Genomic DNA, 1,572 nt, shown 5'->3' with positions numbered 1-1,572 from the left:
TCCAATTCCCCCATCGCTCGTACCGAAACGGCCGACTCGACGTCGATTCCTGCTACCGCGTGGATGGCGGCGAGGGCTGATGGGGCAGTTGCGGGAACTTCGTTTTCCAGGACGGTCAGACCACATGCTTCAAGGGTTTCCGCCCACCGTGGACTGCCGCTGTCATCTGTGGCCATGACCCTGCTCTCTAGCCATTTCTTGATGTAAGGCTCACGCGTGACTTGGTGAGCGAAAGTGATTTTGCCTGAAAGGCTACAGAGGTTTCTCTCGATTCGATTTTCGCCAGGATGCCGCCATCGGGGCCGTGCGTGAATGTAATGTCCTTTTCGGCGGGGCCGTTCCATCCCTTGATGCTGAGTTGCTGCACATCGAAGAACGTGAGATAGAACTCGAATGAATTGACTCTCGGGGAGTCCCATTCGTGGCGTCCGTGTTGTGGCATGTGCGGGGTCTCGAACCCCAGAGTGATGCTGGCCCCGCGTTCATCCATGAGGAAATGGAACAGGTCGCATGAGTTGAGATCCGGTTCCTGGTCGTACAGGCTGTGGATGCTCTGCGGGTTGTCCAGGAAGGACGGCCAGTCAGAGGTGCTCATAGAAGGTCTTCTCGTAAGTGTCGGGAAGGGATCTGAAACGTCGTGAGTCGACTCGCCCCAGGAAGTTGCGTGGGCCGGTGTCCCACCCGTTTTCACCAGCAGTGAACGCGCTCATGTGGCCGACGAGGATCGAGTCGCTACTGTCGAAAGAAAATGTGGTCCTTTCTCCCGTGACGGTAACGGAGATCCTGTGGTCATCAGCTGGTGAAGTGGAGATGTCGACAAGAGTGGGAGGTGTCCATGCGTTCATTTTCAAATGATCGACCGCCAAGAACTGAAGGTGACACTGGAGTGTGTCGTTTCCTGACTCCGCCCAGTCGGCCGGTGCGTTATCCGGAAAGGAGGGGAGGTCGATCCGCAGCGTCAGGGTGGGGCCGCGCCAATTGAGGTGGATCGACCGCAGTCTGACGGAGCTGAGAGGGGGAACTGTTGAATAGAGGGCGGTGAGCGGATCTGAATTTCTTACCAGGTCAATCCATGGATGGGTCATAGTAGTAATGTTCCTCGGCGCCGGGGAATCCTCAAGGTGTATGTGGGGAATCACCTGTTTAGGCAGCCTTGCGGAAATGTGCGAACGAAGCCATCACCAATGCGGCCGGGTGTGATATGAGAGGCCACTCGCTGCCGTGCCGGCGACAAGCAGTCCAGCTGTGGATCGCGATCCACAGCTGGACTGCTTGTCGCACCACCTGTCCGGTAGCTCGCACGTCACTCGAACTTGTGGACTACAATCCAGTATTCGTCATCCTCGACCGAAACGGCAAGCAAATTATGGCCGTCCGTAGACAGCGTCAGGAATTCCGGCGATCCTGTTGCGGCTGCGATGCGGGAGGGGAGATTGGTTCCCACGGAATCCTTGATGCGGACCCAGCCGATTTTGCTGCCCCCTTTTACGGGTGGCAGAATAAAAAACTCATCGTTGTTTGAATCCTGGAGCGATCTGGAAATCAGTGTATGCCATTGACGGTCCAATTCCC

2 protein-coding genes and 1 pseudogene are annotated in these 1,572 nt (G+C 56.6%); all 3 read right to left on the bottom strand.

What is annotated here, in order from left to right:
• Window positions 1-187 precede the first annotated feature (187 nt).
• Window positions 188-595, bottom strand: a complete 408-nt coding sequence (locus CU044_RS29535) for an Imm50 family immunity protein (protein WP_129771819.1) — start codon at window positions 593-595, stop codon at window positions 188-190.
• On the bottom strand, window positions 582-1,085 hold the full coding sequence (locus CU044_RS29530) for an Imm50 family immunity protein (RefSeq protein WP_129771818.1): 504 nt from the start codon (window positions 1,083-1,085) through the stop codon (window positions 582-584). Before CU044_RS29530 ends, CU044_RS29535 begins: the two co-directional genes overlap by 14 nt.
• Window positions 1,086-1,303: 218 nt before the next feature.
• Window positions 1,304-1,572, bottom strand: a pseudogene (locus CU044_RS38815) (hypothetical protein); the annotation flags it as partial.

It is taken from the genome of Streptomyces sp. L-9-10, assembly GCF_004151105.1.
Classification (GTDB): domain Bacteria; phylum Actinomycetota; class Actinomycetes; order Streptomycetales; family Streptomycetaceae; genus Streptomyces.
This window is presented reverse-complemented; position numbering and strand designations above follow the sequence as displayed.

Bases quoted from the DNA above. Each gene is read 5' to 3' on its own strand.
- CU044_RS29530 (WP_129771818.1), bottom strand. From the start codon at position 1,085: ATGACCCATCCATGGATTGACCTGGTAAGAAATTCAGATCCGCTCACC.
- CU044_RS29535 (WP_129771819.1), bottom strand. From the start codon at position 595: ATGAGCACCTCTGACTGGCCGTCCTTCCTGGACAACCCGCAGAGCATC.